Here is a 24,338-nt window from a genome sequence, read left to right on the forward strand (position 1 = left end):
CACCGGTCGCCCGATGATGCGAAAAGCGGCACGCGCAGGGCGTGCCGCCAATCTACCGCAGGCTGCCGGGCAACACCAGTCGCGCTTCGTGCCACCCTGCCTGCAAACGCGGTTTTCAGACGCCGCCGTGTGCCATCTCGTCCAACGCCAGGTTGAGCTTCAGAACATTCACCCGGGGCTCTCCGAAAATTCCCCATTGGCGGCCCGTCGTGTAACGCGCCACCACGGCCTGCACGGCCTCCGGCGTCAGCCCGCGAGCCTTCGCCACCCGCGCCACCTGATAGGCGGCGGCGGCCGGGGTAATTTCCGGATCGAGACCGCTGGCCGACGCCGTCACCAGGTCGGCGGGCACCGGCAGCGCTGCGCCTGGATCGGCGTCATGCAGTGCGGCGATGCGCGCCTTCACGGCATCCGCCAGCGCAGGGTTGAGCGGGCCGAAGTTCGAACCGCCCGACGCCGTACCGTTGTATGGATTCGGCGAGGTGGCCGACAGGCGGCCCCAGAAGTATTTCGGCTCATCGAAGTTCTGACCGATCACCGACGAGCCCACGGCCTTGCCGTCCTTGTCGACGATCAGGCTGCCGGCGGCTTCGCGCGAGAACGCTGCGCGGCCGATACCGGTCACGACCAGCGGATACACCAGCCCCGTAATCACCGAGAGCACGACGAACAGACTCAGCATCGGGCGCAAGAGGGTTTTCATGACATTGATTCCTTAGTATTTCCTGCAATGTGGCCGCACGCCCCGCCACCAAAACGGCGCGCGCGGCCCGTCGCGATCAGGCCCAGCCCATCGCGGCAATGAACATGTCGATGACCTTGATCCCGACGAACGGCACCAGAATCCCGCCCAGCCCGTAGATCACGAGGTTGCGGCGCAACAGCGTCGCTGCCCCGAGCGGACGATACTTCACGCCCTTGAGCGCCAGCGGGATCAGCACCACGATGATCAGCGCGTTGAAGATCACCGCCGACAGAATGGCCGACGACGGGCTCGCCAGACGCATCACGTTGAGCGCATCGAGTTGCGGATACGTCGTGGCAAATGCAGCCGGAATGATCGCGAAGTATTTCGCCACATCGTTCGCGATCGAGAACGTGGTGAGACTGCCGCGCGTCATCAGCATCTGTTTGCCGATCTCGACGATCTCGATCAACTTGGTCGGGTTCGAATCCAGATCGACCATGTTCCCCGCTTCCTTCGCGGCCTGCGTGCCCGAGTTCATCGCCACGGCCACGTCGGCCTGGGCGAGCGCGGGGGCATCGTTCGTGCCGTCGCCGGTCATCGCCACCAGCTTGCCTTCGGCCTGGTACTTGCGAATCGTCGCGAGCTTGGCTTCCGGCGTGGCTTCCGCGAGGAAGTCGTCGACCCCGGCCTCGGCCGCGATGGCGGCTGCGGTGAGACGGTTGTCGCCCGTGACCATGAGCGTGGTGATCCCCATCTGACGCAGCTCGGCGAAGCGTTCCTTGATGCCGCCCTTGACCACGTCCTTGAGTTCGATCACGCCCAGTGCAAGCGTGCCTTGCCCGTCTTGCTCGGCCACCACCAGCGGCGTGCTGCCGCGGCGCGCGATCTCGTCGACCGACGTCGCCAGCGCCGCCGGCCATACACCGCCGGCCGATTCGACGTAGCGCTTTACAGCGTCGGCCGCGCCCTTGCGAATCTGCTTGTCGGCCAGATCCACACCGCTCATGCGCGTTTGCGCCGAGAACGGGATGAACAACGCGTGCAGCCCGCTCATCTCGCGTTCGCGCAGGTTGAAGCGCTGTTTGGCGAGCACGGCGATACTGCGGCCTTCCGGCGTTTCGTCGGCCATCGACGAGAGTTGCGCCGCGTCGGCCAACGTGCGCTCGTCCACGCCCGGCGCGGGCACGAACGCCGACGCCTGACGGTTACCGAGCGTGATCGTGCCGGTCTTGTCGAGCAGCAGCACGTCGACGTCGCCCGCCGCTTCTACGGCTCGGCCCGAGGTCGCGATCACGTTCGCCTGCATCATGCGGCTCATGCCTGCCACGCCGATGGCTGAAAGCAACCCGCCGATGGTCGTCGGGATCAGGCACACGAGCAACGCGACGAGCACCGTGATCGTGACCGGCTGACCGGCGTGCGTGACAAACACGCTGTAGATCGAATACGGCAGCAGCGTGGCCGTGGCGAGCAGCAGCACCAACGTGAGTGCGACGAGCAGGATCGTGAGCGCGATTTCATTCGGCGTCTTTTGACGCTTCGCACCTTCGACCATCGCGATCATGCGGTCGAGAAACGCCTCGCCCGGGTTGACCGTCACCTTCATGACGATCCAGTCCGAGAGCACGCGCGTGCCCCCCGTTACGGCGGAGAAGTCGCCGCCCGACTCGCGGATCACCGGCGCGGACTCACCGGTGATGGCCGACTCGTCCACCGACGCCACGCCTTCGACCACGTCGCCGTCGGCCGGAATCACGTCGCCGGCCTCGACCAGCACGAAGTCGCCACGACGCAGGCTCGCGCTGTCGATCACGAGGCATTCCGCGTCGCGATGCGACGACCGGAGCTGCTTGGCCGGCACGTTCTTCTTGGCCTGACGCAGCGACGCGGCCTGCGCCTTGCTGCGGCCCTCCGCCAGCGCTTCGGCAAAGTTCGCGAACAAGACCGTGAACCACAGCCAGAGGCAGATCGCGAGAATAAACGGCGCGCTCGCCTCGGCATGGCCCGCCACGGCCATGCCGAACAGCACGGTCGTGAGCAGCGAGCCGACATACACCACGAACATCACGGGATTTCTGGCCTGCGTGAGCGGGTGCAACTTGCGGAACGAGTCGACGATGGCCGGCTTCACGATGGCCGGGTCGAACATCGACTTCGCAGCCGACGCATGCCCTTCGCCCGCCGGCCGGGTAACGGTATTACCTGAGGTTTGATTCATGAGTGCCTCGAATGCCTCATTTCAATGTTCAATGCGCACCGATCATCGCCAGATGTTCGGCGACCGGACCGAGTGCAAGTGCGGGCACGTAGGTGAGCGCGCCCACCAGCAGCACCGTGCCAAGCAGCAACACGACAAACAGCGGGCCGTGCGTGGGCAACGTGCCCGACGTGGCGGCAATACGCTTCTTGCGCGCGAGCGCCCCGGCAATCGCCAGCACCGGCACGATCACCCAGAAGCGGCCGAACCACATCGCAATGGCGAGCGTGCTGTTGTAAAACGGCGTGTTGGCGGACAGGCCGGCGAAGGCACTGCCGTTGTTGTTTGCCGCCGAGCTGAAGGCGTAGAGAATTTCCGAGAAGCCGTGAGTCGCCGGATTGGCCACACCGGCCTGCCCTGCCTGCACGAGCACGGCAAGGGCCGTGCCGCACAGCACCAGCAGCGGCGTCATCAGCACGGCAACGGCCACCATCTTCATCTCGAACGCCTCGATCTTCTTGCCCAGGTACTCGGGCGTGCGACCGATCATCAGCCCCGCCACGAACACCGCGAGCATGGCGAACACGAGCATGCCGTAAAGGCCCGAGCCCACCCCGCCGAAGATCACTTCGCCCAGTTGCATCAACAGCATCGGCACCATGCCGCCCAACGGCGTGAGCGAGTCGTGCATGGCGTTGACGGCACCGCATGACGCTGCCGTCGTCACGGTTGCAAAAATGCCCGTGGCGACGATGCCGAAGCGCGTTTCCTTGCCTTCCATGTTGCCGCCCGGCTGCGTGGCGCTGACCTGCTGGTCGACACCCAGCGCGGTGAGCACCGGATTGCCCGCCTGTTCGGCCGACACGGTGGCAACCGCCGCGATCGAGAAGGCGATCGTCATGGCCGCGAGAATCGCCAGCCCCTGACGGCGATCCCCGACCATGCGTCCGAACGTGTGGCACAGCGCCGCCGGAATCAGGAAGATGGCGAGAATCTGCAGGAAGTTCGACAACGGCGTCGGGTTCTCGAACGGATGCGCCGAGTTCGCGTTGAAGAAGCCGCCACCGTTCGTGCCGAGCAGCTTGATCGCTTCCTGCGACGCCACCGGGCCCATCGGCAGCGTTTGCGTCTGCGTGACCGCAGGTGTCGTCACCGGCTTACCGGCGGCGTCGAGTTTCGGCTGTCCGTCGGCACTCAGCACCGGATTGTCGAAGTGCGTGGCCTGTACCGTGCTGACGTCCTTGTAGCCGTCGAGGTTCTGGATCACGCCCTGGCTCATGAACGCGGCGGCGAAAATCACCGAGAGCGGCACGAGGATGTAGAGCGTGATGCGGGTCATGTCGACCCAGAAGTTGCCGATCGTCTGCGCCGTATGACGGGCAAAACCACGAATGAGCGCCACCACCACGGCGATACCGGTCGCCGCCGACAGGAAGTTCTGTACGGCGAGACCGAGCATCTGCGTGAGATAGCTCATGGTCGACTCACCGGCGTAGCCCTGCCAGTTCGTATTGGCCACGAAGCTCACTGCCGTATTCATCGACGAGTCGGGCGTGACCGCACCGAACCCCTGCGGATTGAACGGCAGCCAGACTTGCCAGCGTTGCAGCGCATAGACGAAGAAGGCGCCGAGGGCGTTGAAGCCGATCAGCGCAATTGCATAGGCGCGCCAGTGCATTTCCTTTTCGGGATCGATTCCGCAAAGGCGATACAGGCCACGTTCGAGTGGCGCGAACCAACGGTTCACGCGCGATTCGCCGGCGAGCACGTCGGCCATGAAACGGCCGAGCGGACGCGCCAGCACCAGCAGCACGACGAGAAATACGCCGAGCTGGATCCAGGCGTTGAGTGTCATGCCAGGTCCTCCGGCTTGAAGAGCGCGTAGACGAGATAAGCGAGCAGCGCGAGCGTGAGTCCGCCGCTCAGCCAGTACATGGCTGTCATTGCTGCCCCCCTACCGACGCGCAAAACGCGACAAAGCCGACGGTCGTGGCGAGAAACACCGCGAGTACGCCGAGATATAACCAGTCCATGACAACTCCCTATCGTGTGGCGGCCGGCACGCCAGGGGCGCGACGCGCCCTTGCATGCGCATGCCAGCCGTGCACTGAACGATACGGATCGACGCGTAAAGACGGGGACAAAAGGGATAAAGGGGGTGTAAACAACGCGTAAACGCGTGCACCGCCGATGCGGAAATCCTGCGCGCACTCACGACAAAAAGCCCGCCGATATCGCTATCGGCGGGCTTTTGTCCCGGTCTTGTGCGCGAATCGAGGCGTGACCCTCGCTTCGCGTCGAACAGGGCTTACTCGGTCACTTGCGATCCCTTGTGCCAGACCTCGAGCACTTCCTTGCTCGGCTCCAGGTTCAGGTTCACATTGCGCGGCGGAATCGGTTGCTGGAACCACTTGCGCTGAATGCGGCGGATGTCGCCCGAGCTGAACACATGGGCCAGCGTCGTGTCGACGAAGCGCTTGAACTGCGGATCGTCACGACGCAGCATCAGGGCGTTGAGCTCCGTTTCCAGCGGTGCACCCACGATGGCGAGGTCGCCCGGTTCACGGGCATTGGCGCGGAAGCCGGCCAGCAGCACGTCGTCGAGCGCAAACGCCTTGGCGCGGCCGGTCTCGAGCGTGATCATCGATTCGCCGTGGTCACGCGCCGGAATCACCCGGAAGCCGATCTTGTCGGCCTGCATGCGCGCCAGACGTTCGCCGGTCGAGCCGGCCGAGGCCACCAGATTCTGCCCCTTCAGGTCGTCCAGACCGCGAATGTTGTCCTTCTTGTTGACCAGCAGGCGCACTTCCGAGACGTAGTACGGGTTGCTGAAACCCACCTGTTCGGCACGCTCCGGCGTAATGGTGTTCGGCGCGCAATCCAGATCGACGGTGCCGTTCTTCACCAGCGGAATGCGGTTCTGCGGCGTAATCGACATCTCGCGCACGCGCAGGTTCGGCATGTTCAGCGCAGACTTCACCGCATCGACCACGGCGTAGCAAAGGTCCATCGTGTAACCGATGGGTTTGCCCTTGTCGTTCACATAGGCGAACGGAATCGCCGCTTCGCGATAGCCGATCGTAATCAGTCCGGTGTCGCGGATTTTCTTGAGCGTGCCGGTCAGGTCACCGCTGACCGTGGGCAGCGGCACGACGGCCGTGTTGGCTTTGGCAGGCGCCGCAGTGGCTGTCGCCATGCCGCCAGCGGCGGCAAACCCGATCGAAAGACTCAGGGAGACGAAGGCCGTGCGCGCGGCGCGCCTGGCAGCGACCTTCCAGTTGACTTCGTTGAAACCGTTCACAGCAAATTCCTATCGGATTAACAGCACGATAGGAATTTACAGATATGCGTGGCCGCTGGCAAAGAAACGTTTGTCATTAGCTTATGCCGGGCACGCCACATGTTGCGCGGCATAAGCGTTGGCGATCATTTGACGATCATTCGACGATGCCGGCGCCGGATTCCCAAAGCGCCAGCGCATCGGCCGACGGATCGATACCGAGCCGGTGCCCATACGGCGGGACGGCCGCCTGAAACCATTCCTGCTGGAGCCGGGCCATCTCACCATCGCGGAACATCCGGGCAAGCACGTCGTCGACACGCGCCTTGAAGTCCGCGTCGCCCTTCGGCAGGACCAGCGCATACTGCTCCGGCCGATCGGACAGCGGCAGTCCGACAATCTCGAAGTCATCCGGCGTGCGGCTCGTCGCCCGCAATCCGGCAAGCAGTACGTCGTCGAGCGCCAGCGCCTGTGCGCGGCGCTCCCGCAGCATGCGAAACGCGTCGGCATAGTCACGGGCCATAAGCAATTGAAACCCGGCCCGGGCGTGCCGGGCGCGCACGATTCGTTCGGCCGTCGTACCCTGCACCACCGCGAGCCGCAATCCGCGCAGGTGATCGATCGAATCGATGCCGCTGCCCTGCCGGACCATCAAACGGATATCGGATGCGTAATACGGCAGGCTGAACGCGACCTGTCGTGCCCTCGCTGCGGTGACCGTCGACGGCGCGCAATCGATATCGATCGCCTCGCCCCGCAGCATCGGCGCGCGCATCTGTTCGATCACCCGCACGGGCGTGACGCGCAGTTCCGGCATGGCGAGTTCGCGTTGCAAGGCAAGCACGATACGCTGACACATCGCCCACGCCAGGCCTGTCGGCGCGTCGTTGCCGTCGACGTAGGAGAACGGGATGGCCGTCTGACGATAGCCCAGCACGATGCGCCCGCGCTCGCGGATGCGTGAGAGCGTCGGGCCGTCGTCTGCGGGGGCAGCCAATAAGGCCGACGCGTCTGTCGTGGGAAATTCGCCGGGCGCTTGCGCGGCCAACGGGCCGACACGCGGCATGCCAGGCAGCGGGCCCACGGCATTCGCACAAAGCGAGACAGCCGCGAGCAGGCCGGCGAACAGTTGGATCCGTTGGCGAAGCGGTCGAATGAGCTGGGGCATGATCGGCACCGGCGTACTGAGGAAAGTGCCCATACCTTAGCAACGTCCCCATCGCGACCGCCGCGCGGCGGATGACTTTTCAGACGATTCCCTTGGGGCGCATTCTGCGCCCCGCCCCGGCCGCCTTACCGCGTGTGTGCGAGCAGGGTCTGCAACAGGCGTTCGTCGTCTTCCGGCGTGGGTGCCGTATTGTCGAAGCGCACCAGTCCGGGGAATGCCGCAGCCGGTGGCAGAAAACGCCGCACGCGGTATTCGTCCCAATGGGCGAGCTTGTAGGCATCGTTCGGATTGCCGCGACTCTCGATGCGCGCCTTCGCCTGAATCTCGTCGAGGTCGACCCACACGACATGCACCCCCACGTCGTCATCGACGCCAAGCCACGCACGATCGAACAGCAGTCCCTCGCGCAGTTCGCGCGACAACGGCCCGACCACCAGCACGTTCACGCCGAGCCGCAGGTTCTCTCGTGCCGTCTCCAACAGCCCCGCATACTCGGGCTCGCGCAACGTCTGCAGATACAGTGGGCTGTCGCGATCGTTCGGGTTGCCCGTCAGCGCGCCCATCACCGATGCGCTGTACGCGCCATACAGCGTGTCCTTGTCGAGCAGACAGAACGCCTCGCCACTGCGCGCGATCAGCGGGCGAATCAGACGCTTGGCCAACGTCGTCTTTCCCGCGCCGGCGTGACCGCAGAAGAAGATCAGACGCGTCATACCGCCGCCTTGCGCTCGAACATCACGAAGTGTTTGCGCACCGGCTCCACGACTTCGAATACGCCTTCGAAGCCGGCCGGGATCACGCAGGCGTCGCCGGGACCGAACTCCGACGCATTGCCTTCGAGGTCGCTGATACGAATGCGTCCCTCGATGACCGAAAAGAACTCCTGCCGATGCGCCCCGAACGCGATGCGCCAGGCACCGGGCTCGCAGGTCCACTCGCCGCAATCGAATTCACCGAGCGCGTCGGTGTAGAACGGGCGCGTCACCCGTTGAGGATTGCCGCTCACGCGGCGGGCTTCGGCAGGATGGTCGAAAATGGCCTCCCCCGCTTGTGCGGGGGAAAACGTGATGAGGGAAGGCGCAGTCATCGGCAATTGGGCAGTGAGAATGAGAAGGGCATGGCGATAGCGGACGGCATCAGTTCAACGCAGCGCTTAGCTTGCGACGCCACGTCGACACGGTCGCCGGGTCCGTCTCGGCGAGCGCATCGAAGATGGCCAGCATCGACTTGCGTCCGGCGTCATCGCCAAAGGTGCGATCGCGTTGCACGATGTCGAGCAATGCCTGAAGGGCAGGCTCGAAGGCACGGTCGGCCAGATAGCGATTCGCCAGATCCAGCCGCGCCTGGAGGTTGTCCGGTTCGGCCTGCACACGCGCCAGCAGGTCCTGTGCAGGCGGCAGATGGCTCGCCTGCTCGGCCGCCGCGATCCGGGTATTCAGCGCGGCAATGCGCGCGTCGCCACTGGCCGCCGTGCGCGGCGAGAGCAGCGTCATTTCGGTGCGCGCGCCGGCCACATCGCCCATGCCGAGCAACACGTCGACGAGATCGAGACGCACATCGTCATGCGCCGGATCGAGTGCCAACGCCGCCTGCAATGCGTCGCGCGCCACGTCCGGCCTGCCCTCGATCAGCGCTTCGCGCGCGACTCGGCGCGCCATCTCCGCCGGATTCGGCACAATGCGGTCGATGAACTCGCGCAGTTGCCCCTCGGGCAGCGCGCCAACGAACTGGTCGACGGGTTCGCCGTCGACAAACGCCACCACCGTCGGCAGGCTGCGCACGCCATATTCGGCGCAAAGCTGCGCATTTTCATCAGCATTGATCTTCACGAGACGAATACGCCCCTGCGACTCCGCCTCCAGCTTTTCGAGCAGCGGTCCGAGGACGTTGCACGGGCCGCACCACGGCGCCCAGAAGTCGGCCAGCACGGGCACCTGATGCGAGACAGCCAGGACGTCGGCGTCGAAACTGGCGAGATTGGTATCGATCATGGGTTCTATCGAGCGTGGTAAATTGCGTGAATGGCAGCCGTCACTCATGGAAAACGGCCGTCTGCTTGAAGCATGGTAATCGCAAAACTGGGCAAATCGTTACGGACGCCCATCGGCACGCGAGGTTCCCACGGGTTTCCCGACTTCGGAGCGACGTCACGCATGCCCGCCCCTCATGGCGTCCACGACACACAGGGAGGCACATGCACGCAGGCCATGGCACCGCAATTTTCTTCACGCAACTGCTCCTGCTCGTCCTCGTCGGCCGCCTGCTCGGCGAGGTGATGCAACGCCTGCGCCAGCCGGCGGTCATGGGCCAGTTGCTGGCAGGCGTGTTGCTCGGCCCATCCGTCTTCGGTGCGCTCCTGCCCGCCTGGCAACACACCATCTTCCCCGACAACGAAGCCCAGAAGAAGATGCTCGACGCGGTCTCCGAACTGGGCGTGCTGTTGCTGTTGCTCTCGACCGGACTGGAGACCGATCTGGGCCTTGTGCGACGCATGAAGCGCATGGCCATCTTCGCCTCGGCGGGCGGCATGGTGATCCCGTTCGTCTGCGGCTTCGCGCTGGGCTGGCATCTGCCCGACAACCTGCTTCCCCACCCCGAAGCCCGTCTCGTCACCTCGCTGTTCCTCGGCACGGCGCTGTCGATTTCGTCCGTCAAAGTCGTGGCGATGGTCATTCGCGAAGTCGACTACCTGCGCCGCAACATCGGCCAGATCATTCTCGCGGCGGCCATCCTCGACGACACCACCGGCTGGATCATCATTGCGGCGATCGCGGGCCTCGGCGCGAGCGGTTCGGTCGATCTCGGCCACCTGTCGATCAGCCTCGGCGGCACGCTGCTGTTCATCGTGCTGTGCTTTACCGTGGGCAAGCGCGCGGTGGCCGTGGCGATCCGCTGGACGAACGATCGATTCACCATCGAGATGCCGGTGCTCAGTGCGATTCTCGTCATCACGTTCGTGCTGGCGCTCGCGACCGACCGGTTAGGCGTGCACACCGCGCTGGGCGCCTTCATGGCAGGCGTGATGATCGGACAGTCGCCGATTCTCTCGGAGCAGATCGAAGCGCAATTGCGCGGGTTGATCGTCGCCCTCTTCGCGCCGGTATTCTTCGGCGTGGCCGGCCTGTCGGTCGATCTCACGATTCTGCTCGACTGGCGCATGCTGGGGCTGGTGGCCGGCCTGATTCTGATCGCGAGCCTCGGCAAATTCACCGGCTGCTTCGCGGGCGGACGCCTCGGCGGCATGTCGTCGGCCGAGGCGCTCGCGCTCGCCACCGGCATGAATGCGCGCGGTTCGACGGAAATCATCGTGGCGAGCATCGGCCTGTCGCTCGGCGTGCTCAGCAAGGATCTGTTCACGATGATCGTCATCATGGCGCTCATCACCACGCTCATCATGCCGCCGGTGCTGCGACGCGCGCTCGTGCGCATTCCCCTCTCCGAGCAGGAAAAGGCTCGTCTGGAAAAAGAAGCCGCTGAAGAGAAGGACTTCCTCCCGAACGTCGAACGCATTCTCGTGGCCGTGGACGGCAGCGCCAACGGACGCTTCGCCGCCTGGCTTGCCGGGTTGACCGCCGGCGTGCGAGGCACGCTCACGACCGTGCTCGCCCCCTCGCCCGCGCCCACGGACGGTGGAAAAACAGCGCGCGAGGTGGCGAAAGCGGCAGAAGCAGCAGAAGCGGCCGAATCGGCCGCAGCAGCTGACGCGAACGATTCCCCCACGTCGGTCGAAACATCGAAGGATTCGGGCAAGCGGGCCGGCCATCGCAAGCCCTCGTCGGACGACAAGGCCAACGAAGAAGGCGCAGGACTCGACGCCTACGACATCGCACTGGCGGCGGCCAGACTCGCCGTGCCGCGCGCGCCCGGCACGCCCGGTGTGGCGGACGACACGAAGACCAGTGCGTCACGCGAAGCCGCCCGTCTCGTGCTGCGCGAACGCACAGGCAAGTCGCCGCAGAAAACACCGGAACTGCCGCACGGACCCGTCAAGGAGAATGGGGACGAAAGCCATGAAGGCGAGGCTTCCGCCTCCGCGCCGAAGCACGAACCCGTGGGAGAGGCACACGACGACAAACGTGTGAGCGATGCTCGTGAGGAAGGTGATTTCGTTGCGAGCGATCCGTCCGATGCGGTGCGCGAACAGGAAGCATCACAGCCGGATCGCAGTCGCGAAGCCGCCCGGATCTCCGACGAGATCGCCAAGGGCTACGGGTTCGTGATTGCCGGGTTCGATACGCCCGGCGAAGAAGCGGACTCCGACGTGCCACCGCTGCCGTTACCCAAGGGCGTGCTGCCGCTCACCAAGGCATTCGACGGTGCCATCGGCATCGTGCTCGCGCACGGCGATCACGCGCGCCAGCCCGATGCGCCGTTGAACATTCTGGTGCCCGTGTCCGGCACCGACTACTCGCGCCATGCGGCCGAACTGGCCATCACGATCGCCCGCGCGGCCAAGGCGCCGGTGACAGCGCTTCACGTGTCCGCACGTGTCGCACCGGGAATGTTGCACCGTCGCTGGCGCCCGCGCGTGCTGCGTCCGGACGCCGCCGAGGCCGCCATGCTCGAGAACCTCCACGCGCTGGCCGAGCGCAATGGGGTGAAGCTGCGCACACGATTGCTCGCAGGCGGCAAGGTCGATGACGCCGTGCTGCATCAGATCCATCATGGCAAACACAACCTGCTCGTGCTCGGCGTTCAACCCCGTTTCGGGGATCGGCTGAACTTCGGTGCGATCTCGCACCGGCTGCTGGAAGAGCGGCGCTGCTCGGTGATCGTATTGAGTGCGTGAGTGCGCAGATCAGCGGCGCAACGTCATCGCGACAATGAAAAACGCCTGTCGCCGAATCGGTTCGGCAACAGGCGTTTCGTCGTTCAGCGAACCTTACGACGCCGGCGGCTTGCGCTCCGGCAGCGGAATCCACTCGGTTTCGCCGGGCACCTTGCCCATTTGCTGCGCGGTCCAGGCGGCCTTGGCCTGCTCGATACGCTCGCGGCTCGACGACACGAAGTTCCAGAAGATGAAGCGGTCGCCGTCGAGCGGCGCACCGCCAAGCAACATCAATCGCACCGGCTTGTCGCCCGCCACGATGCGCGCGTCGGCATCGGCCGCCAGCACGCCCATGCGGTGCTCGGGCAGCGTCTCGTCGTTGACCGTGACCTCGCCCTGCACCGTGTAGACGGCGCGCTCGGCGTATTGCAGCGGCAGCACGAACGCTGCGCACGGTTCCATCTCGACGGCCAGATAGAAAATCGGCGAGAACACCTTCACCGGCGACGTTTCCCCGAACGCTTCGCCGAGGATCAGCCGCATGTGCACGCCCGGCAAAAAGATGTCCGGCAGCGACGACGCTTCGTGATGCGCAAACGTCGGCTCGGCTTCCTCGTCGGCCTGCGGCAGCGCCACCCACGTCTGAATGCCATGCACGTCGCCGCCGCGCTCGCGCACGTCGTCGGGGGTGCGCTCCGAGTGCACGATGCCGCGCCCGGCGGTCATCCAGTTCACGGCACCCGGGGTGATGCGCTGATCGCTGCCCAGACTGTCGCGATGCCAGATTTCGCCGTCGAACAGATACGTGACCGTCGCGAGACCGATGTGCGGATGCGGGCGCACGTCCATGCCCTGCCCCGGCGAGAGCGTGGCCGGTCCCATGTGATCGAAGAAGATGAACGGCCCGACCGTCTTGAACGGCAAGCTGGGCAAACTGCGCTGCACGGTGAAGGCGCCGATGTCGCTCAGGTGCGGCTTGAGCACGGCAAGGAAGGAACTGGAGGGACTCGTGGTGTCGGTCATGGTGCGGCGCTCCTGCGGTCTTGGGGGACTGGGTGCACCGATTGTAGAGGACATTGCGCGCACGCTCCATGACACTTGAGGATGACGCGCGTGCCACGAATCCGGTCTGCGTACGTGCGCACGGCGCATCGATCCTATAATGCAGGGATCCCGAAACGCTTTTTTGGCACGCGCGCACCGCGTGCATCGACTTATGAACAAGGCCTTCGTCAAGGAAGACAGCGGCGACGACGATGACGATCTCGACGCCGGTGCCCCGGAAATTCCGCCGGGCACCAAGAACTACATCACGCCGGTCGGCTATCGGCGCCTGAAGGACGAATTGCTCGACCTCATCGACAACCAGCGCCCGGAAGTCGTGAAGATCGTGTCGTGGGCGGCGTCGAACGGCGACCGCTCGGAAAATGGCGACTACATTTACGGCAAGCGCCGTCTGCGCGAAATCGACCGGCGCATCCGGTTCCTGACGCGACGTCTCGATAATGCGGAAGTCGTCGACACGCGCCGACAGGAGAACGTCGATCAGGTGTTCTTCGGTGCGGAAGTGACCTATGCCGACGGCAAGGGCGACGAACACACCATCATGATCGTGGGCATCGACGAGGTCGATCTCGAACGCGGCCACGTGAGCTGGATCTCCCCGATCGCGCGAGCCATCACCAAGTCACGGGTCGGCGACACGGTGCCGCTTCGCACCCCCGCCGGACTCGATCAGATCGAGATTCTCGACGTGCGCTATCCGCCGTCGGAATGACGGTGCGCTGTCGAAGCATTTCCCTGTGGTGAATTGACGCGGCGTTGAAGAATCCGGCGCCCCCTCGCACGACGAAGGGGCCCGGTTGCCGCGTCGAGGTATCAGTAGTCGCCGCGCTCGCGCGTGATGCGCATGGCGTGATTGGCGCGCACTTCTTCCTGATGGCGCTCGGCAGGACGCTCACGCGCCACGCGCATCACGTCCGGATTCACGCGCACGCGCCGCATCACGTTGGCCAGGTGCACGCGATCGCTTACCTGGATGAGGAAACGCAGCGTGGCCGATTCATCCGGCACCACTTCGTCCATCCCGATATGCACGATGTTGGCATCCGACGCGGTAATGTCGGCAGCCACGCGCGAGAACACGCCGCGATTGTGACGCACCAGCACCTTGATGGCCACGTCGAACAGACGGCCCGGCTGCGGTGCCCATGCAACGTCGATCCAGCGCGTCGGGTCCTTGCGATGAATTCGGCGTGCGACCGGGCAATCGGTCGTATGGATGGCCATACCGAGCCCGATGCCGATGTAGCCCATGATGGCGTCACCGGGGATCGGACGGCAGCACGGCGAGAACTGCACCGACATGCCTTCCGTGCCCGTGATGAGCACCGGCGGGCCGACAATGTCCTCGCCCGGACGCGGCGAATCCGGATCGTCCGGACTGTCGGTATCGTTCTCGCTTTCCTTGCCGGACGTCAGCACGGCGAGCCGCTTGGCGAGCACAGCCGCCACACGGCGTCCGAGGCCGATGTCGGCGAAGATGTCCTGACGGTCCATGTTGCCCGTCCACTGTGCGAGCTTGTCCCAGATCTCCGGCGAGATTTCGCTCATCGTCAGGCCATAGCCCTTGAGCGCCTGTTCCACCAGACGCTCGCCGAGCTGCACCGACTCCGCGAAACGCATCGTCTTGAGATAGTGACGAATGGCCGAGCGCGCCTTGCCGGTACGCACGAAGCCGAGCCACACGGGGTTCGGCTTCGAATACGGCGCAGTGATGACTTCCACGATGTCGCCGTTCTTCAACTCGGTGCGCAGCGGCAGCAACTCGTTGTTGATCTTGACGGCCACGCACTGGTTGCCCAGATCGCTGTGCACCGCATACGCGAAGTCGAGCGCCGTGGCGCCGCGCGGCAGCGCCATGATGCGCGCCTTGGGCGTGAAGACATAGACCGCGTCGGGGAACAGATCGACCTTGACGTGTTCGAGGAATTCCGTCGAATCGCCGGTCTCGCTCTGGATGTCGAGCAGCGACTGCAACCACTGATGTGCGTGCTTCTGCACATCGTTCATGTCCGCGCCGCCGTTCTTGTACAGCCAATGCGCGGCCACGCCCGCTTCTGCAATTTCATGCATGCGGCGCGTGCGAATCTGGAATTCGATGGGGGTACCGAAGGGGCCGACGAGCGTCGTATGCAACGACTGATAGCCGTTGACCTTCGGAATCGCAATGTAGTCCTTGAACTTGCCCGGCACCGGCTTGTAGAGCGCATGCAACACGCCGAGCGCCAGGTAGCACTGCGCGTTCGACTCGACGACGACACGGAAGCCGTAGACGTCGAGCACCTGCGAGAACGACAACTGCTTTTCCTGCATCTTGTTGTAGATGCTGAAAAGCGTTTTCTCGCGACCGAAGACGTCGGCGCTGACGCCGCCATCCTTCAGGGCTTTCTCGACGGCGTCGAGAATCTTGCCGACCACTTCGCGCCGGTTGCCACGTGCGGCCTTTACGGCCTTGTCGAGCACGGCGTAGCGACGCGGGTGGTAATTCGCGAAGCTCAGATCCTGCAGCTCGCGGTAAGTATTGTTCAGGCCCAGACGGTGGGCAATGGGCGCATAGATGTCGAGCGTCTCGCGCGCCACGCGACGCTGCTTTTCCGTCGAGGTGACGCCCAGCGTGCGCATGTTGTGCAAGCGGTCGGCCAGCTTGACGAGAATGACGCGCACGTCGCGCGACATCGCCAGCAGCATCTTGCGAAAGCTCTCGGCCTGCGCTTCTTCACGGCTGCGAAACTCCATCTTGTCGAGTTTCGACAGACCGTCGACCAGTTCCGCCACCTTCGGCCCGAATCGCTCCGCGAGCTCGGCCTTGGTCACGCCCTGGTCTTCCATCACGTCGTGCAACAGGGCAGCCATGATCGACTGTGCGTCGAGTTTCCACTCGGCACAGATCTCGGCAACGGCGACGGGATGGGTAATGTAAGGCTGTCCGCTCTGGCGATATTGGCCCAGGTGGGCTTCATCGCTGAACTGGAAGGCCTCTTTGATCTGCGCGAGGTCGCTTTCCTTGAGGTACTCCCCAAGCATGCCCTTCAGACGGGCAATCGAAACGACCTCGTGTTTGCGCGGCTGCTCGGGCGTCGCGGTCGGACCAAAGAGGTGCCGATACGACTGCTCGAGCAGCGCGTCGATGTACTGCCGCGTGGCGCTTTCGCCCTTTTTCTTCTTGCGTTCGGGCTTCGGCTCCCCCGCTTTGGGTTCATCCGCAGCGATGGACGCGGCCGGAGATTTCGCATGACTCATACGTGTACCTGCATCGTCGAGCGGCCCGGAACGTCACATCGCATCAGTGCTGTCTCCTGATCAGAGCGGCACTTTCTTGAGCATCTCGACGCCCACCTGACCCGCCGCGATTTCGCGCAGCGCGACAACGGTCGGCTTGTCTTTGTTGTTCTCGAGCTTCGGGGTGTGACCTTGCGCCAGTTGGCGGGCGCGGTAGGTCGCGGCGAGCGCGAGCTCGAAGCGATTCGGGATTCGTTTCAGGCAGTCTTCAACGGTAATTCGGGCCATAAGGAGGTTCCTTCTAGATATAAGCCGTATTCTATCGCAGCCGGCGCGCCCTCGCGCAAAACGCGAGCGCCGCCGTTCATGCGTGTGGGTTACTGATGTTCGTTGGGCGAGTGAATGTCCAGATCGGTGAACAGCGTCTTGTGCCGCGCATATTGCGACGGGAAGCGCAGACGCGTTGCCGTGAACACCGCTTGCAGCTGCGAGAGCGCGCGCTGAAAGTCGTCGTTGATGATGATGAAGTCCGCTTCCGGCGCGTGCGCGATTTCACCGCCGGCCGCCAGCAGGCGACGTGCGATCACATTCGGCTCGTCGGTGCCGCGCTTCTTCAGGCGCTCTTCCAGTGCGGCGATCGACGGCGGCAGGATGAAAATGCCGACCGCGTTCGAAAAGCGCTTGCGCACTTGCTGCGCGCCCTGCCAGTCGATCTCGAGCAGCACATCGCGACCTTCGCGCATCTGATCTTCGATCCACACGCGCGACGTGCCGTAATAGTTGCCATGCACCTCGGCGCTTTCCAGGAATTCGCCACGCTTGCGGCGCTCGAGGAATTGCTCGACCGTGATGAAGTTGTAATGCACGCCCGTTTCTTCGTTCGCACGCGGCGCACGCGTGGTGCAGGAGATCGACAGGCGAATCTCGGCGTCCTGTGCGAGCAGTGCGTTGACGAGCGTGGACTTGCCCGCACCCGAGGGGGCGACCACCATGAACAGGTTGCCGGGATAGGCGGCCTGCACGGAAGACGGCGGGACTTGTGATGGCGAGGACATGCGGGTTACTCCAGATTCTGCACTTGCTCTCGCATCTGCTCGATGTAGAGCTTGAGCTCCATCGAGGCATCGGCGAGTTCCTTCGAGGCCGCCTTCGAGCCGAGCGTGTTCGCTTCGCGATTGAGCTCCTGCATCATGAAGTCGAGCCGTTTGCCGACCAATCCTCCCTTGTCGAGGATATGGCGGGTTTCCTTCAGGTGAGCGTCGAGTCGCGTGAGTTCTTCGGCGACATCGATACGCACGCCGTACATCGTCACTTCCTGACGAATGCGCTCTGCGATTTCTTCCTTGCCCGGTGCTGCCGAGCCTTCCGGCACCACCACACCCAGCGCTTCCTGCAGACGATCCACGATCTTCTGCTGATGGCGCGCGATCAGGTCCGGCACGAGCGGCTGGAGGCCGACCAGAATCGTCTCCATCTTCTCGATGCGCTCGATCAGGCTTGCCTTGAGCTGTGCGCCTTCGCGCTTGCGCACGTCGACGAGATCGCCAATGGCGTTGCGCCCGGCGTCGATCACGGCGTCACGCAGTGCTTCGGCGGTCACCGACTCTTCGCCCAGCACGCCCGGCCAGCGCAGGATTTCACCGGTGCGCATGCGCTCGGCGTCCGGGAAGAGCTTGAGCACTTGCTGCTCGAGATCGGCGAGTTGCTTGACGGCGTCGAGATTGAGCGCGCCGTTCGTACCGCTCTCGGGCCGCTGCACGTTGATGCGGATATCGACCTTGCCGCGCGAGAGCTTCGCGGTCAGCGCTTCACGCAACACGGGCTCGCAGGCACGCGCTTCTTCGGGCATGCGGAATGCCAGATCGAGGAAGCGCGAATTGACCGTGCGCAATTCGACCGACACGCTCGCGCCTGCGGCTCCATCGGCATGCGCAATGTCGCGCGTGACGCTGGCGTAGCCGGTCATACTGTAGATATTGTTGTCTTTCATCGGGGTAGCCGGTACCACAGCCGCGTGACAGATTCTCAACGGGGCAATGCAGCAGCCGGATTCGCATGCAATGGATGAAACCGGATTATCGCATTTTCCGGCCCGGCGCTCCGGAATCCGCCTGCGGCCCGGGGCCGTCTCGCCAAGGTTGCGGCGTTTAGCGATACCATTCGGGTATTACCGCATCAATTCACCTCGCAGGACATTCACTCATGACGCCAATTTCCCGCCCGGACGGCCGTGCGCCAGACGCATTGCGCCCCGTGCGCATCACCCGCCAATACACCCGCTACGCCGAAGGTTCGGTGCTCATCGAATGCGGTGAGACGAAGGTCATCTGTACCGCCAGCGTCGAAGAGAAAGTGCCGGGTTTCCTGCGCGATTCCGGCCAGGGCTGGCTGACCGCCGAATACGGCATGCTGCCGCGCGCCACGCATACACGCAGCGATCGCGAAGCCGCCCGCGGCAAGCAGAGCGGTCGCACGCAGGAAATCCAGCGCCTGATCGGCCGCTCGCTGCGCGCCGTGTTCGATCTCGAGAAGTTCGGCCCGCGCACGATCCAGATCGACTGCGACGTGATTCAGGCCGACGGCGGCACGCGTTGCGCCTCGATCACCGGCGCCTTCGTGGCCGCCCACGACGCCGTGTCGAAGCTGATCGCCGACGGCAAACTCGAAACGTCGCCGATCCGAGCGCACGTCGCCGCCGTCTCGGTCGGGCTGTATCAAGGCCACCCGGTGCTCGATCTGAACTACGCAGAAGACTCCGCCTGCGACACTGACATGAACGTCATCATGACGAGCGAAGGCGGTTTCGTCGAAATCCAGGGAACGGCGGAGGGCGAACCCTTCACGCGTGCGCAGAGCAACGTGCTGCTCGATCTGGCCGACGCCGGTATTCGTCAGTTGATCGACGCGCAGAAGCGCGCGCTGGGGGTCTGACGATGACGATGCGCAAGATCGTGCTGGCGTCGAACAACCCGGGCAAGCTGCGCGAGTTCGCGTCGCTGTTCGAGCCGTTGGGCATCGAACTGGTGCCGCAGGGCATGCTCGGTGTGTCCGAGGCCGAGGAGCCGCACGTCACCTTCGTCGAGAATGCGCTGACGAAGGCGCGCCACGCTTCGGCAGCGACCGGTTTGCCCGCGCTGGCGGACGACTCCGGCCTGTGTGTGCCGGTGCTCGGCGGCGCCCCCGGCGTCTATTCCGCACGTTATGCGGCCCGTGCAGGGCGTGAGAAGTCGGACGCCGCCAACAACCGGCATTTGATCGAACAACTCGCCCCGCACGCCGACACCCCCGGCTACCGCGACGCGTATTACTTCGCGGCGCTCGTGCTGGTGCGTCATGCCGAAGATCCGCAGCCGATCATCGCAGAGGGACGCTGGGACGGCGAGATCGTCGACACGGCACGTGGCGCGCATGGTTTCGGCTACGACCCGCACTTCCTGATTCGCTCGCTCGACCAGACCGCCGCCGAACTCGATCCGGCCGTGAAGAACGCGCACAGTCACCGGGCGCGTGCGTTGCGCGTGCTGCTCGAAAAGTTGGGCCGGGAGGCGTGAGCGGTATGAGTCAGTCCACGTTGCCCGTACAGAACTTCCTGCGGCCCGGCAAGATCAGCCTGCCGGCGCTGCCGCCGATGTCGCTGTACGTGCATTTCCCGTGGTGCGTGCGCAAGTGTCCGTACTGCGACTTCAACTCGCACGAATGGCGTGGCGAGGACGGTGCGCAGGCGTTTCCCGAGCAAGCCTATCTCGACGCGTTGCGTCAGGATCTGGAGCAGGCACTGCCTCTGGTGTGGGGGCGTCCGGTGCATACCGTCTTCATTGGCGGCGGCACGCCGAGCCTGCTCTCGGCGGCGGGTCTGGACCGTCTGCTGTCCGACCTGCGCGCCCTGCTTCCGCTCGATGCCGACGCCGAAATCACGATGGAAGCGAACCCCGGCACGTTCGAGGCGGACAAATTCCGCAGTTTTCGTGCGAGCGGCATCAATCGACTTTCCATCGGCATCCAAAGCTTCAACAGCGATCATTTGAAGGCGCTCGGCCGGATTCATGACGGCGACGAAGCACGGCACGCCATCGAGATCGCGCAGGCGAACTTCGAGAACTTCAATCTCGACCTGATGTTCGCACTGCCGAATCAGACGTTGGCACAGTGCCAGCAGGACGTGGAGACGGCGATTTCGTTCGCCCCGCCGCACCTGTCGCTGTATCACCTCACGCTCGAACCGAACACGCAGTTCCACAAGTATCCGCCCACGGTGCCGGACGACGACACCGCAGCCGACATGCAGGACTGGATCGCGGAGCGCACCGCGGCGGCGGGTTACGGGCACTATGAAGTGTCGGCGTACGCGCAGCCGCAACGTCGTGCGAAGCACAACGTGAACTACTGGGAGTTCGGCGACTATCTCGGCATTGGCGCCGGCGCGCATAGCAAGATCTCGTTCCCGCATCGCGTGTTGCGACAGATCCGTCACAAGCATCCACAGCGATTCATGGAAGCGGCGGCGGCGGGCAATGCGGTTCAGGAAGAGCGCGAAGTCGACGCGCGCGATCTGCCGTTCGAATTCATGCTCAATGCCCTGCGTCTGACCGACGGCGTGAAGAGCGAGCTGTTCGCGGACCGCACCGGTCTGCCGATGGCGCGTATCGCGAAAGCGTTGGACGAGGCCGTCAGGAAGGGATTGCTTGCCGACAATCCGCAGCGCATTGCGCCGACGGAGCTGGGCCAGCGATTCCTGAACGACCTGCAGGGGATGTTCCTCGATCGCGACGCGACGTAATACGTCCTGCGCAGACGTGACATCACGTAGTACCTCAAAAAAGCGACGCCCGTGGGCGTCGCTTTTTTCATGCGCTGACGCGGCCTATCCCAGCACCGTCCCCATCTCCCGTAAGGCCTTGCGGATGATCTTGCCCGTTACGGTCATGGGAAGTTCCGGCAGGAAGACGACCTTGCGCGGATATTCATGCGCCGCGAGCCGACTCTTCACGAAGTTCTGAATCTCCTTGGCCAGGGCCTCCGACGGCTCGTATCCCTCGCGCAGCACCACAAACGCTTTCACGATCTCAGTGCGCAGCTCATCGGGCTCGCCGATGACCGCCGCGAACTGCACCGACGGATGCCGAATCAGGCAATCCTCGATCGGGCCGGGGCCGATGCGGTAACCGGCACTGGTGATCACATCGTCGGAACGTCCGGTGAAGGTGATGTACCCCTGCGCGTCGACGAAGCCCGAATCGCCGGTGAGCAGGAAGTCGCCGCGATACTTTTCCATCGTGGCGTCCGGGTTATGCCAGTAGCCGAGGAACATGACCGGATTCGGTCGCGCGATCGCGATATTGCCGACAGCGCCCTGCGGCAGCGGCGTGCCGTCGTCATCGACGATGGTCACGTCGTGGCCGCGCACGGCACGTCCGATGGCCCCCGGCAACGCTGGAAATTCCGCGGCGCACGACGACACCACCATATTGCATTCGGTCTGACCGTAGAACTCGTTGATGTCGACGCCGAGGTGCTCGCGCCCCCATGCCAGCAGTTCCGGGCCGAGCGACTCGCCACCGCTGGCGACCGAGCGCAATTGCAGCGGCCAGTGTTCGCGTGGCGACGGCACCGTGCGCAGCATCTTGAGCGCCGTGGGCGGCAGGAAGGTATTACGTACGCCGTGGCGCGCCATCAGATCGAACGCTGCCACCGGATCGAACTTTTCAAAGCGTCGCGAGAGGACGGGCACGCCGTGATGCAGCGCGGGCAGGAGCACGTCGAGCAAGCCGCCGATCCAGGCCCAGTCGGCGGGCGTCCAGATCAGGTCGCCGTCGTGCGGAAAGCCGTTGTGCGATGTCTCCACGCCCGGCAGGTGTCCGAGCAGGACTCGGTGCGCATGCAGTGCGCCCTTCGGCTTGCCGGTCGTGCCGGAGGTGTAGATGATCAGCGCGGGGGCATCGGCGCGCGTCTGGACGGGTTCGAAGTGCGCGTCGCGCAATGCGATGGCGGGCCAGAGTGCGAGCAGGCCGTCTTCGGCAACGCCCCAGTCCTGATCGTCCGCCACGTGATGATGGGCTTCCGGCAAGTCGTCGTGAACGACATACACGAGACGCAGATCGGGAATTTCGGCGCGAATGTCGTCGATCTTGCTGATACTCGCGAGGTCGGTGACGAGCACGGCCGCTCCGGAGTTCTGCAGGCGATAGGCGAGCGCCTCGGGGCCGAACAGGGTGAAGAGCGGTACGGCGATGGCGCCGAGTTTGTAGGCGGCGACGTGCGCGACGAGCGTGGCGGGCGATTGCGGCAGGAAGATGCCGATGCGGTCGCCGGCCTTGACGCCGTTGGCGCGCCATTCGTTGGCGAGTTGGTTCGAGAGTTGCTTGAGGGCGTCGAACGTGAGTCGCACGTGGGCGCCGTCTGCGCTTTCGTGGATCAGGGCGAGCCGGTTGGAACCGTCGGCCCATTTGTCGCAGACGTCGACGCCGATGTTGTACAGGGTGGGAATCTGCCAGGTGAAGCGTTGGGCAGTCTGGGCGTCAGTCACGCGCTCGCCGCTGGCGTCATTTGACGTCTCTTGGGCGGGGGCGCGGGAGGTGTCGGCATCCATGCGGTGTCTCCGGGTCATGTCTGGCCTCGCACGGGAACGCGGGGGGCGTTCACCGCACGTCTTGAAGCATGATGCATGCCGGACGCCGACAAGACAAGGGGAATATGCGCGGGACGCGAGTATCTGGGCGGGGTCCGGGGCAATTTGCATGCAATGATGGCTTCACATGGCGAGCGGTGCGGGTATAATGCCGGCTGCCGTGCGGTACCGGCCTGCGTCGGGCATCCGACGCCGAACTTCCCGGACCGCACGCATCCCCGGGCCGTCGTTCCAGACGGCCTCATGCCACGACAAACCTTGTCGTGCGCAACGCCCCGGAGGCGTGCCAGAGTGGTTTAATGGACTGGTCTTGAAAACCAGCGAAGGGGTAACCCTTCCGTGAGTTCGAATCTCACCGCCTCCGCCAGTTTTCCCAAGTCTTCCTGATAGTAGCTACTGACTCTTGTGGGCGGTGCTCCGCAATTTTTTCGGGGTTGCTCCGCAAAAGCAGGAAATCACACCTCGTGACGCGTCGCCTGGTTAGGACATTGATGGGTGTGCTGCCGTACAAGTAATAGCTGCTTCCGCCCCACTGCCGCAGGTCGCGCCGTCGAGCACTCAAGGTCGGAAAATGGGATGATCCGGTCAATCAGTAAAGTCCGTCAGTCGGAATTAGAAAGGGCTGTCCTCGTCCCAGTCAGTTTCTGGCTCCGGGCGTCCCTTCAAAATCCAAGATGCTACCCACCGGTCCGTCACTGTCATCGCAGGATGCCTCAAGAGCGGATTGATAAAATTTTTGCGTTCATCTCCAGACAACGCGGACAACGCATACAGGTAAGCGCGTCGGTCCCAAGCCCCGTTCGGCAGCACCTTGCTCTTCGCGCTCTTTGCCCAGGCGAGATTGCCTGCGCTTACCGCAGCGGTAGCCTGTGCAATCGCGCTACCTTTGCTCTTGATGTATTGTCGTATTGCCTTGTCTGCTAGCAACTGCGGCTTCTGGCTGAACAGCCACTCCATCCAGACCTTCACACACTGCCGGTCGAAGCTGCCGTCATTGCAACCTGCCGCGAATAATGGGAGCAGATCGTCCAATTGCGCATCTGAAAGACGAGCAAAATACAGCACAACATCATTTGCTGCCGGAGCAAAAAAGGCCATTTCTTGCAGCAAAAACTCAGCTATATCGCCCAGCCGCTTTGCCTTCGCGCGCCGTATGATTGCTCGAATCACTGCAAGATCGATCGTGCCGGCCCGACGAACGCGCCGCAAGGCGTCCAGCAGAACCTCTCCCGGCTCGCGCGTATCCTGCTCGTCAATCTCGTCATTATCGTCGTCGTCCTCTTCCTCTTCCTCTTCCTCTTCCTCTTCCTCTTCCTCTTCCTCTTCCTCTT

21 protein-coding genes and 1 tRNA gene are annotated in these 24,338 nt (G+C 64.0%); 6 read left to right on the forward strand and 16 right to left on the reverse strand.

Annotation, left to right across the window (positions count from 1 at the left end; all coding sequences use genetic code 11):
* Positions 1 to 115 precede the first annotated feature (115 nt).
* The 9 genes from kdpC to trxA form a co-directional block, all read right to left on the reverse strand.
* Complete coding sequence (kdpC, locus tag ABWO90_RS21240) at positions 116 to 703, reverse strand: potassium-transporting ATPase subunit KdpC (protein ID WP_353193211.1); 588 nt, start codon at positions 701 to 703, stop codon at positions 116 to 118.
* A 76-nt stretch (positions 704 to 779) separates the two neighbouring features.
* Entirely contained in the window at positions 780 to 2,837 is a 2,058-nt protein-coding gene (gene kdpB, locus ABWO90_RS21245) for a potassium-transporting ATPase subunit KdpB (protein WP_353193229.1), read from the reverse strand.
* A 97-nt stretch (positions 2,838 to 2,934) separates the two neighbouring features.
* Positions 2,935 to 4,740 (reverse strand): potassium-transporting ATPase subunit KdpA, encoded by a 1,806-nt coding sequence (gene kdpA / locus ABWO90_RS21250; RefSeq protein WP_353193212.1) that lies wholly within the window; start codon positions 4,738 to 4,740, stop codon positions 2,935 to 2,937.
* Complete coding sequence (gene kdpF, locus ABWO90_RS21255) at positions 4,737 to 4,829, reverse strand: K(+)-transporting ATPase subunit F (protein ID WP_063389843.1); 93 nt, start codon at positions 4,827 to 4,829, stop codon at positions 4,737 to 4,739. Before kdpF ends, kdpA begins: the two co-directional genes overlap by 4 nt.
* Before the next feature lie 364 nt (positions 4,830 to 5,193).
* Positions 5,194 to 6,186 (reverse strand): amino acid ABC transporter substrate-binding protein, encoded by a 993-nt coding sequence (locus tag ABWO90_RS21260; RefSeq protein WP_353193213.1) that lies wholly within the window; start codon positions 6,184 to 6,186, stop codon positions 5,194 to 5,196.
* Between the two features lie 136 nt (positions 6,187 to 6,322).
* Entirely contained in the window at positions 6,323 to 7,333 is a 1,011-nt protein-coding gene (locus ABWO90_RS21265; RefSeq protein WP_353193214.1) for an amino acid ABC transporter substrate-binding protein, read from the reverse strand.
* 125 nt (positions 7,334 to 7,458) lie between these two features.
* Positions 7,459 to 8,046, reverse strand: coding sequence for a P-loop nucleotide/nucleoside kinase family protein (locus ABWO90_RS21270; RefSeq protein ID WP_353193215.1), 588 nt, complete (start codon positions 8,044 to 8,046; stop codon positions 7,459 to 7,461).
* A complete protein-coding gene (locus ABWO90_RS21275; protein ID WP_353193216.1) occupies positions 8,043 to 8,420 on the reverse strand; it encodes a cupin domain-containing protein in 378 nt (125 codons plus the stop codon). The genes ABWO90_RS21270 and ABWO90_RS21275 overlap by 4 nt, the downstream gene beginning before the upstream one ends.
* A gap of 49 nt (positions 8,421 to 8,469) precedes the next feature.
* Complete coding sequence (trxA, locus tag ABWO90_RS21280) at positions 8,470 to 9,321, reverse strand: thioredoxin (protein WP_353193230.1); 852 nt, start codon at positions 9,319 to 9,321, stop codon at positions 8,470 to 8,472.
* A 206-nt stretch (positions 9,322 to 9,527) separates the two neighbouring features.
* Between trxA and ABWO90_RS21285 the strand changes: the two genes are divergently transcribed.
* Positions 9,528 to 12,122, forward strand: a complete 2,595-nt coding sequence (locus ABWO90_RS21285) for a cation:proton antiporter domain-containing protein (RefSeq protein WP_353193217.1) — start codon at positions 9,528 to 9,530, stop codon at positions 12,120 to 12,122.
* 93 nt (positions 12,123 to 12,215) lie between these two features.
* Here ABWO90_RS21285 and ABWO90_RS21290 read toward each other — a convergent pair whose 3' ends face one another.
* Positions 12,216 to 13,124: a pirin family protein gene (locus ABWO90_RS21290; RefSeq protein ID WP_353193218.1), complete on the reverse strand. Its 909-nt coding sequence runs from the start codon at positions 13,122 to 13,124 to the stop codon at positions 12,216 to 12,218.
* A gap of 193 nt (positions 13,125 to 13,317) precedes the next feature.
* On the opposite strand from ABWO90_RS21290, the gene greB reads away from it, so the two are divergent.
* Complete coding sequence (greB, locus tag ABWO90_RS21295; RefSeq protein ID WP_353193219.1) at positions 13,318 to 13,878, forward strand: transcription elongation factor GreB; 561 nt, start codon at positions 13,318 to 13,320, stop codon at positions 13,876 to 13,878.
* 101 nt (positions 13,879 to 13,979) lie between these two features.
* On the opposite strand, the gene ABWO90_RS21300 is transcribed toward greB, so the two are convergent.
* From ABWO90_RS21300 to ABWO90_RS21315, 4 genes are all read right to left on the reverse strand, one after another.
* The gene (locus ABWO90_RS21300; RefSeq protein ID WP_353193220.1) at positions 13,980 to 16,403 is read right to left on the reverse strand and encodes a RelA/SpoT family protein; all 2,424 of its coding nucleotides are present in this window, start codon (positions 16,401 to 16,403) and stop codon (positions 13,980 to 13,982) included.
* A gap of 60 nt (positions 16,404 to 16,463) precedes the next feature.
* Positions 16,464 to 16,670 (reverse strand): DNA-directed RNA polymerase subunit omega, encoded by a 207-nt coding sequence (gene rpoZ, locus ABWO90_RS21305; protein ID WP_017233499.1) that lies wholly within the window; start codon positions 16,668 to 16,670, stop codon positions 16,464 to 16,466.
* A gap of 89 nt (positions 16,671 to 16,759) precedes the next feature.
* A complete protein-coding gene (gene gmk, locus ABWO90_RS21310) occupies positions 16,760 to 17,437 on the reverse strand; it encodes a guanylate kinase (protein WP_353193221.1) in 678 nt (225 codons plus the stop codon).
* A gap of 5 nt (positions 17,438 to 17,442) precedes the next feature.
* Positions 17,443 to 18,372, reverse strand: coding sequence for a YicC/YloC family endoribonuclease (locus ABWO90_RS21315; RefSeq protein WP_353193222.1), 930 nt, complete (start codon positions 18,370 to 18,372; stop codon positions 17,443 to 17,445).
* 212 nt (positions 18,373 to 18,584) lie between these two features.
* Between ABWO90_RS21315 and rph the strand changes: the two genes are divergently transcribed.
* The 3 genes from rph to hemW are packed head-to-tail and all read left to right on the forward strand — an operon-like array spanning position 18,585 to position 21,159.
* Entirely contained in the window at positions 18,585 to 19,313 is a 729-nt protein-coding gene (gene rph / locus ABWO90_RS21320; RefSeq protein WP_353193223.1) for a ribonuclease PH, read from the forward strand.
* 2 nt (positions 19,314 to 19,315) lie between these two features.
* On the forward strand, positions 19,316 to 19,933 hold the full coding sequence (rdgB, locus tag ABWO90_RS21325; protein ID WP_353193224.1) for an RdgB/HAM1 family non-canonical purine NTP pyrophosphatase: 618 nt from the start codon (positions 19,316 to 19,318) through the stop codon (positions 19,931 to 19,933).
* A 5-nt stretch (positions 19,934 to 19,938) separates the two neighbouring features.
* Positions 19,939 to 21,159 carry a radical SAM family heme chaperone HemW gene (gene hemW / locus ABWO90_RS21330; RefSeq protein WP_353193225.1) on the forward strand — a complete coding sequence of 407 codons (1,221 nt, stop codon included), beginning with the start codon at positions 19,939 to 19,941 and terminating at the stop codon, positions 21,157 to 21,159.
* A gap of 84 nt (positions 21,160 to 21,243) precedes the next feature.
* Here the strand turns inward: hemW and ABWO90_RS21335 are convergent, their stop codons facing one another.
* On the reverse strand, positions 21,244 to 22,968 hold the full coding sequence (locus ABWO90_RS21335; protein ID WP_353193226.1) for an acyl-CoA synthetase: 1,725 nt from the start codon (positions 22,966 to 22,968) through the stop codon (positions 21,244 to 21,246).
* A gap of 316 nt (positions 22,969 to 23,284) precedes the next feature.
* On the opposite strand from ABWO90_RS21335, the gene ABWO90_RS21340 reads away from it, so the two are divergent.
* A tRNA-Ser gene (locus ABWO90_RS21340) sits at positions 23,285 to 23,374 on the forward strand.
* Positions 23,375 to 23,619: 245 nt separating this feature from the next.
* Here ABWO90_RS21340 and ABWO90_RS21345 read toward each other — a convergent pair.
* The coding region (locus ABWO90_RS21345) for a hypothetical protein (protein ID WP_353193227.1) at positions 23,620 to 24,338 on the reverse strand (719 nt) is incomplete at its 5' end.

Source organism: Pandoraea pnomenusa, assembly GCF_040391475.1.
Lineage (GTDB): Bacteria > Pseudomonadota > Gammaproteobacteria > Burkholderiales > Burkholderiaceae > Pandoraea > Pandoraea pnomenusa_C.